Consider the following 7,110-nt stretch of genomic DNA (forward strand, 5'->3'; position numbering starts at 1 on the left):
CTCCCCCCACCGCCGCTATCTGCCGGCCAAGGTCCGCGTTTTCGTCGACTTCCTGGTGCAGTGGTTCAGGACGCGTGAAGTTGCCTGACCCACTTCAGCCGAGCAGCGGTCCCAATTTCGCCCCCTTTCTGGTAACTCTCGGCAACTCTTCCGAGGCCTAGGGAATCGCGACCGAGAATGCACCTGAAACGGCACGCAATCATGCTGGCTTCGGCCTTGGCGGCTAGCTTTGCCGCCACTGGACCCGCTTACGTGCATCCACACGTCTTCGCCGAGGCTCGCCTCGATGTGATCCTCTCCCCCGATCACCAAAGCGTGAAGGCTCTGCGTCATCTCTGGCGCTTCGACGACCTGTTTTCCTCGACGGTGATGATGGAATTCGACAAGAACTCCGACCTGAAGCTCGACGACAAGGAGCTGAAGGAAGTCGCCGACACCGTTCATGCCTCGCTGGCGGAGTTCAACTACTTCCAGCTCGTCACCGTCGACGGCAAGGACGTGGCGATGACGCCGCCGCCGCATCTGATGGCCAATTTCGACAACGACCAGCTGATCATCCTGTTCGAGTCCGAACCGAAGGTGCCGATCAAGCTCAACGGCAAAATCGATATCGGCGTCTACGATCCGACATTCTACACGGCGATCGACTTCACCGAGGACTCCAACATCACGGTCGAAGGCCTGCCCTCGAACTGCACCAGCAAGGTGGTCCGTCCCGACCCCGACGAGGCCATCAAGGAAAACCAGAAGACCCTCACCGATGCCTTTTTCAATGACCCGACCGGCACCGATATGAGCAAGATCTTCGCCACCAAGCTCGAACTGACCTGTCAGCCAGAAGGATGAAGCCGGTGACGAAACCGTCCCTGCGTTTGGCATTCGGCCTGTTGGCCCTCACAGTCGCCATGATGCATTTCGCCGACGCGGCTCATGCCCAGAGTTCGCTCGGCATCGGCGTCAATGACGGCATGGCGCCCACCACCGGCCCGTTCGCCCATATCCTGATGTGGATCAATCTCAGGCAGCAGGAATTCTACCGCGCGCTGGCAACGGCGATGAAGGCGATGCGCCAGGACGGCAGCAAGATCTGGATACTCGTCGGCCTGTCCTTCGCCTACGGTATTTTCCATGCCGCCGGCCCCGGTCACGGCAAGGCGGTGATCTCGTCCTACATGGTGGCCAATGAAGTGGCGTTGCGGCGCGGCATCCTCTTGTCCTTCGTCTCGGCGCTGCTGCAGGGCCTGACCGCGGTCGCGGTGATGGGGGTCGCCTATTTCGTCCTGCGCGGCACCTCCGTCTCGATGACGGACGCAGCCTGGTTCATGGAGATCATGAGCTTTGTCTTCGTCACCCTGTTCGGCGCCTGGCTGCTGTGGCGCAAACTCGGCCCCGCCGTCCTGCGTCTGTTCGGCAAGGGCCCGGCCTACAGCCTGTCGGCGGCTCATGCCGGCCATTCTCACGCCGGTCATTCTCATGGGGGTCATTCTCATGGGGGTCATTCGCACGGCGCGCATTCGCATGCCGGCCATTCCCATGCAGCTCACAGCCATTCGGCGCATGCCCATTCGCACGCGCTGCACGCGCATGACCATGTGCACGGCCCTTCGCACGATCATCACGATCATCACGATCATGCCGAACACGATCATGCTCATCACGATCACGCGGCCGGCGAAGTCTGCGACACCTGCGGCCATTCGCACGCACCCGATCCGGCGCTGCTGTCAGGCGACCGCTTCGACTGGCGCACGGCCTGGACAGCGGTGGCGGCGGTCGGCATCCGCCCCTGCTCCGGCGCGCTGATCGTGCTCAGCTTCGCCCTGCTCAACGGCCTCTGGCTCGGCGGCCTGCTGTCGGTGCTGGCAATGTCGCTGGGCACCGCCATCACCGTTTCGGCACTGGCGACGCTGGCGGTGACCGCCAAGAACTGGGCGGTCTATTTCGCCGGCGACGGCCGCATGGGCAACCGCATCCACTCGATCGTCGAGATCGGCGGCGCCGCCTTCGTGTTCCTGTTCGGACTGCTGCTGCTGTCGGCAAGCCTGGCGAGCGGCGGATGATGCCCGACGCCACGAGGGTCGGAGTTTAACCCGCGATCTTGCCGCCGAGCTCATCCTCGATGTGAGCGCGGATGATCTCGTCAAAACTCTTTTCGGCGCTGAAGCCGAGCTCCCGCGACCGCTTTGCCTCGAAGCGCGTCGGCCAGCCCTTGACGATCGCCCAGATCGTGTCATCCGGAACCTCGCGGATCAGGCTTACCGCCTTCGGCCCGGCGATGCGTTCCAGCGCCTCGATCTGCTCGCCGACGGTGACGGCGACGCCGGGCATGGTCAGATTGCGGCGTGGCCCGACAGCGCTGCCGTCGATCCCCGCCGCATGGATCAGGAAGTTGACCGCCGAGCGGGGGCTGGCATGCGTGTGCACGACCGAGCGCGGCACCGGCAGGATCGCCTCATGGCCGCTCAACGGCTCGCGGATGATGCCCGAGAAGAAGCCCGACGCCGCCTTGTTCGGCTTGCCCGGCCGCACGCAGATGGTCGGCAGCCGGATGCCGATACCGTCGAAGAACCCGCGCCTGGAATAGTCGGCCAGCAGCGCTTCGCTCATCTGCTTCTGGGTACCATAAGAGGTCAGCGGCGTCGGATGGAAGTCATCGGGAATGACGTCCGGGAACGGCGCGCCGAACACCGCGATCGACGAGGTGAAGACGACGCGCGGCGCAAAGCCCGCCACCCGGATGGCATCGAACAGGGCGCGCGTGCCATCGAGATTGACGCGGTAGCCGAGTTCGAAATTCGCCTCCGCCTCGCCGGATACGATGCCGGCGAGATGAAAGACGACGTCGGGGCGCGATGCGACCAGGCGCTCGGTGGCACCCGCTTCGGCGAGATCGCCGGTGTGCAGCGTGACGCTGACGCCATCCAGGCTCGGCGCCTGTGGCGGCACGATATCGTGGAGATCGAGCGCGGTGATCTTGCCCCCGCGCAGCGTCCCGTCCTTGGCCAGCCGGGCGATGAGCTTGCGGCCGACCATACCCGCGGCGCCAGTGATCAGAATGCGCATGTCGAAGATCCCTTGCCTATTTACCCTGGTTTTTGCGCTGGTTGCGGGCGCGCAGCCAGAACACCGAGAAGAACGCCAGCACGAAGACGATGCCAAAGGCGCCGGCCAGCACAGTGGAAAGGCTGCCGAGTGCCAGCATCACGGTCGGCAGATAGTAGGCGCCTATACCGAACAGCAGCATGATCCACGCGGCAGCGATGACCGCGTTCCTGGTGTCGCGGTCCATCATGCCGCGTCCGGAGGATGGGCGTTCGTCAAGCTGGTTTTCAAGGTTTTGCAACTCCTGAGGCAGGACGATCGACATCGATCGATCCGGTCCTAGTGATGGTGGTCGTGATATGCAGCCGCTTCATGCTCGTGCCCGTGGTCGTGCTCGTCGCCATCGTCGGCGCATTGCCCGAATTCCGGTTCCACGGTGGCATGGCTGATGCCGTGCTCGCTGGCAAGCCGCTTCTTGACGGCACTCACCGCCTGATGCGCATCGACGCCCTCGTCTAGACAGGCATGCAGCGTCGCCATATTGCTGGTCCCGTCGAGCGACCAGACATGCATGTGGTGCACTTCGCGTACACCGTGGATCGTCGTCTGGATATCCCTGGCGATCAGATCTCGGTCGAGGCTTGGCGGCACGCCCTCGAGCAGGACATGGGCGGCCTCCCGCATCAGCGACCACGCCGTGTAGAGGATCAGCAGTGAAACCAGGACCGACAGGATCGGGTCGATCGGCGTCCAGCCGGTCGCCAGGATGACCAGCGCCGCCGCGATGGCCGCCGCCGAGCCGAGCAGGTCGCCAAGCACATGCAGGATGGCGCCGCGCATGTTCAGGCTCTCGCGGTCGCCGCCATGCAGCACGAAGAACGAGCCGAGGTTCACCAGCAGGCCGAGGATCGCCACCACCAGCATCGGCCCGCCAAGCACCGGCGCCGGCGCCTGCAGGCGTCCCCAGGCTTCATAGACGATCCACAGCGCGATGACGAAGATGGCGATGCCGTTGGTATAGGCCACCAGCGTCTTGACCCGGCCGAAGCCATAGGTGAGGCGAACGGTCGCCGGCCGGCCGCCAAGATGAAACGCATACCAGGCAAGGCCGAGCGCGATCGAATCGGCGAGCATGTGGCCGGCATCGGCCAGCAGCGCCAGCGAGCCCGTGAGGATGCCGCCAAGCGCCTCGGCGACCATGAAGCCGCCGGTCAGGCAGGCTGCGATCAGAACGCGTTTCTTGTCGGTCGAGCCATGCACATGACCAGGGCCGTGACCGTGCCCGGTGTGATCGTGGGTATGTGCCAATAGTGAACTCCTAAGCGCCGAATTCCGCGCGAAAATCCTCGAGCCGTCGCTTCTGCCGGCCGTCGCCATCGAAATTGGCCGGATCGAGCCACGCCTCATAGGCACTGCGCAGCGCCGGCCATTCCTTGTCGATGATCGAATACCACGCAGTGTCGCGGTTTTCACCCTTGACGATGAGATGCTGGCGGAAAATGCCTTCGAACTTGAAGCCGAACCGCTCGGCCGCCCGCTTCGATGGCTCGTTGCGGTTGTTGCACTTCCATTCGTAGCGGCGATAGCCGAGCCCGTCGAAGATGTATTTCATGAACAGGAACTGCGCTTCGGTTGCTCCCGGCTTGCGCGAGATGAGCGGTCCCCAATAGATGTTGCCGATCTCGATGACGCCGTAGGCCGGATCGATGCGCATCAGCGTCTGGCGTCCGGCGACCTTGCCGCTGGCCTTGTCGATGACGGTGAAGAACAGCGGATCCTCGCTGGCCTCGACTTTGTCCAGCCATGGCTGGAAGGCGGCGCGGGTCTCCGGCGGATAATCGGGCAACCAGGCGAAGCGGTCGTCGATATCGGACACGGAGGACGCTTCATAGAGGCCGTCGCCGTGTTTTGCAGCGCTCAGCGGTTCAAGCCGGACGTATCGACCGTCGATGGTCTTGCGTTCAGGCCGCGGACGCGGTTGCCAATCCCTGAGATTTTCCGACACCGAATGCTCCAATCCGTTTGACTTTTGCGGGCTGAGGCTCACAAAAACGCGACCCAACAGCAAGAACCACACGGACGGGAAAAATGCTCCACACGATTTCGGCCTTCGACCGCCTTGGCGAGGAAAACGCCTTCGCCGTGCTTGCGAGGGCCACAGCACTTGCCCAACAAGGCCGCGACATCGTCAATCTCGGCATCGGCCAGCCCGACTTCAAGACGCCGCAGCACATCGTCGAGGCGGCGATCAAGGCGCTGCGCGACGGCCATCACGGCTACACGCCGGCCAATGGCCTGCTGGCGACGCGCGAGGCGGTGGTGCGCCGCACGCTGACCACCACCGGTGTCGAGATATCGCCCGAAACGGTGATGATCCTGCCCGGCGGCAAGCCGACCATGTTCGCCGCGATCCTGATGTTCGGCGAGCCCGGCGCCGAGATCCTCTACCCGGACCCCGGCTTTCCCATCTACCGCTCGATGATCGAGTTCACGGGTGCGGCACCCATTCCCGTGCCGATGCGCGAAGAAAACGGCTTTGCCTTCTCGGCCGAGGAGACGCTGGCGCTGATCACCTCGAAGACCAGGCTGCTGATCCTCAACTCGCCCGCCAATCCGACCGGCGGCGTCACGCCTCGCGCCGAGATCGAGAAACTGGTCAAGGGGCTGGAGGCGCATCCGCAGGTCGCCATCCTCTCCGACGAAATCTACGACGTCATGACCTATGATGGCGAGACGCATTGCTCGCTGCTCGGCTTTCCCGAAATCCGCGACCGGCTGATCGTGCTCAACGGCTGGTCGAAGACCTGGGCGATGACCGGCTGGCGCATGGGCTGGTCGATCTGGCCGAATGGCGACAAGGGCGCCCATCTCTACGACAAGGTGCGCAAGCTGGCGGTCAATTGCTGGTCCTGCGTCAACGCGCCGAGCCAGTTTGCCGGCATCGCCGCCATCGACGGCCCGCAGGACGACGTCGACGAGATGATGCGCGCCTTCGACCGCCGCCGGAAGATCGTCGTCGAGGGACTGAACGCCCTGCCCAACATATCCTGCATCACGCCCAAGGGCGCGTTCTACGCCTTCCCCAACGTCTCGAAGACCGGCTGGAAGGCCAAGAAGCTCGCCTCGGCACTGCTCGACGAGGCCGGCGTGGCGCTGATCGGCGGTCCCGATTTCGGCATTCTCGGCGAAGGCTATATCAGGCTCTCCTACGCCAATTCCGAGGAGAACATCTTGCGCGCGCTGGAGCGGATCGGAGCGTTCCTGGCGAAGTAGGCTTCAAAGCAGGCCGGTGGCCTCTTTCCGGGTGGTTGCGGCTGGCGACAATGATGGTGTCATGATCTGTCCGGACACGCACGGCCAAGGCTGGGCGGGCGTGTCGGGAACCGCTACGCTCCCTGGATCAGGATCGAAGCAGGTGACATAAAATGTTCTACGCAATCCTTGCCTATCACGTGGAAGATGCGATCAAGGCGCTGACGCCGCAGGAAGATGCAGCACTTATGGCCGACCTGCTGAAGATCAACACCCGGCTTCATGAGGAAGGCACGCTGGGGCCGTCCGCGCGTCTGGGCGCAACACAGGATGCCATCACCCTGCGCGGCCCGGGCGACGGTGTGATCATCGACGGTCCTTTCGCCGAAACCAAGGAACAGTTGCTCGGGCTCTATGTCGTCGACTGCGCCACGCGAGACGAGGCCATCGCGATCGCCCGCGACCTTCGCCGCGTCAATCCCACCGCCGTTTACGAGATCAGGCCCATTCTGCTGTTCAAGCCCGGCGTGCCGCTGGCCGGGAAATAAAACCATCCGGCTGGGTCCCCGCTGCTTCGCAGCGTCCCAGCGTTCGCCGGCCTTTCATCGTGCCACTGGCACGATGAATTCGCTTACGCGAACCGGGCTGCTCACCCACGCCCGACAAACGGCATCTTGGTCGCCATCACGGTCATGAACAGCACGTTGGCGTCGAGCGGCAGGCTGGCCATGTGGACGACGGCGTCGGCGACGCGCTGAACATCCATCACCGCTTCGGCTGCGATCGAGCCATTGGCCTGCGGCACACCGACCGTCA

General features: G+C 63.8%; 8 protein-coding genes and 1 pseudogene. 4 read left to right on the top strand and 5 right to left on the bottom strand.

What is annotated here, in order from left to right:
- Nucleotides 1-177 precede the first annotated feature (177 nt).
- Both EN969_RS10435 and EN969_RS10440 read left to right on the top strand, forming a co-directional pair.
- On the top strand, nucleotides 178-846 hold the full coding sequence (locus tag EN969_RS10435) for a DUF1007 family protein (protein WP_027161413.1): 669 nt from the start codon (nucleotides 178-180) through the stop codon (nucleotides 844-846).
- Nucleotides 843-2,060 carry a nickel/cobalt transporter gene (locus tag EN969_RS10440; protein WP_013529750.1) on the top strand — a complete coding sequence of 406 codons (1,218 nt, stop codon included), beginning with the start codon at nucleotides 843-845 and terminating at the stop codon, nucleotides 2,058-2,060. Before EN969_RS10435 ends, EN969_RS10440 begins: the two co-directional genes overlap by 4 nt.
- A 25-nt stretch (nucleotides 2,061-2,085) precedes the next feature.
- Here the strand turns inward: EN969_RS10440 and denD are convergent, their stop codons facing one another.
- From denD to EN969_RS10460, 4 genes are all read right to left on the bottom strand, one after another.
- Entirely contained in the window at nucleotides 2,086-3,063 is a 978-nt protein-coding gene (denD, locus tag EN969_RS10445) for a D-erythronate dehydrogenase (protein ID WP_024502716.1), read from the bottom strand.
- A gap of 16 nt (nucleotides 3,064-3,079) precedes the next feature.
- Complete coding sequence (locus EN969_RS10450; protein WP_013529748.1) at nucleotides 3,080-3,292, bottom strand: hypothetical protein; 213 nt, start codon at nucleotides 3,290-3,292, stop codon at nucleotides 3,080-3,082.
- 89 nt (nucleotides 3,293-3,381) lie between these two features.
- Nucleotides 3,382-4,350 (bottom strand): cation diffusion facilitator family transporter, encoded by a 969-nt coding sequence (locus EN969_RS10455; protein ID WP_063168938.1) that lies wholly within the window; start codon nucleotides 4,348-4,350, stop codon nucleotides 3,382-3,384.
- A 10-nt stretch (nucleotides 4,351-4,360) separates the two neighbouring features.
- Nucleotides 4,361-5,047, bottom strand: coding sequence for a GNAT family protein (locus tag EN969_RS10460; RefSeq protein WP_063170329.1), 687 nt, complete (start codon nucleotides 5,045-5,047; stop codon nucleotides 4,361-4,363).
- An 83-nt stretch (nucleotides 5,048-5,130) separates the two neighbouring features.
- Here EN969_RS10460 and EN969_RS10465 point away from each other — a divergent pair, with 83 nt between their 5' ends.
- Together EN969_RS10465 and EN969_RS10470 are read left to right on the top strand one after the other, a co-directional pair.
- The gene (locus tag EN969_RS10465) at nucleotides 5,131-6,315 is read left to right on the top strand and encodes a pyridoxal phosphate-dependent aminotransferase (RefSeq protein ID WP_024502719.1); all 1,185 of its coding nucleotides are present in this window, start codon (nucleotides 5,131-5,133) and stop codon (nucleotides 6,313-6,315) included.
- A 152-nt stretch (nucleotides 6,316-6,467) separates the two neighbouring features.
- Nucleotides 6,468-6,842 carry a YciI family protein gene (locus EN969_RS10470; protein ID WP_013529744.1) on the top strand — a complete coding sequence of 125 codons (375 nt, stop codon included), beginning with the start codon at nucleotides 6,468-6,470 and terminating at the stop codon, nucleotides 6,840-6,842.
- A 101-nt stretch (nucleotides 6,843-6,943) separates the two neighbouring features.
- On the opposite strand, the pseudogene EN969_RS35955 reads toward EN969_RS10470, so the two are convergent.
- Nucleotides 6,944-7,110: pseudogene (locus tag EN969_RS35955) on the bottom strand (3-oxoacyl-ACP reductase); the annotation flags it as partial.

The sequence above is a fragment of the Mesorhizobium sp. M7A.F.Ca.CA.003.01.2.1 genome, assembly GCF_003998945.1.
Lineage (GTDB): Bacteria > Pseudomonadota > Alphaproteobacteria > Rhizobiales > Rhizobiaceae > Mesorhizobium > Mesorhizobium ciceri.